This window comes from Salipiger sp. HF18 (assembly GCF_011806505.1).
GTDB lineage: Bacteria > Pseudomonadota > Alphaproteobacteria > Rhodobacterales > Rhodobacteraceae > Salipiger > Salipiger thiooxidans.
On sequence record NZ_JAATOS010000909.1, the window covers coordinates 1 to 801 of the forward strand.

General features: G+C 71.8%; 1 protein-coding gene. It reads right to left on the reverse strand.

All coding sequences use genetic code 11. From position 1 onward, the window contains the following. Positions 1-801, reverse strand: an 801-nt coding sequence (gene ligA / locus HC022_RS27910; protein ID WP_167454530.1) for an NAD-dependent DNA ligase LigA, incomplete at both ends; no start/stop codon positions are given.

Sequence of the window (801 nt, forward strand, 5' to 3'; positions counted from 1 at the left end):
CGATGTAATCCTCGTTGTGCAGCGTGGCGTTCGAGACCACGACGCCGCCCACGGTGACCGGCGTCAGCCGCGCTACCGGCGACAGCGCGCCGGTGCGGCCGACCTGGATGTCGATGGCCTCGAGCCGGGTCCAGGCCAGCTCGGCGGGGAACTTGTGCGCGATGGCCCAGCGCGGCGTGGTCGAGCGGTAGCCGAGCCGCTGCTGCAGCGCGAGGTCGTCGACCTTGTAGACCACGCCGTCGATGTCATAGCCGAGCGTCGCGCGCTGCTCCTCGATCTGCGCGTAATGGGCCAGCATCTCCTGCGGGCCGTCGCAGAGCCGGGTCAGCGGATTGGTCTGGAAGCCGAGCGCCTCAAGCCTTTCTATGGCGCCCTTCTGGGTGGTGGCCAGCGGTTCCGAGTCCTCGCCCCAGGCGTAGGCGAAGAAGCGCAGCGGGCGCTCGCGGGTGATCGCGGCGTCGAGCTGGCGCAGCGAACCCGCCGCAGCGTTGCGCGGGTTGGCGAAGCGCTTGCCCCCGCGCGCCTCCTGGCGCTCGTTGAGGGCGGCGAAATCCTCGTGGCTCATGTAGACCTCGCCCCGAACCTCGAGCACCTCCGGCGCGCCCACGAGCGTCGCGGGGATGTCGTCGATGGTGCGGGCGTTGGCGGTGACGTTCTCGCCGACGGCGCCGTCGCCGCGGGTGGCGGCCTGCACCAGCTCGCCGTTCTCGTAGCGTAGCGACAGCGAGAGGCCATCGATCTTGGGCTCGGCGGTGAAGGGCAGCGGCGCGGCGTCGGCCCGCCCGAGGGAGCGGCGGGGGG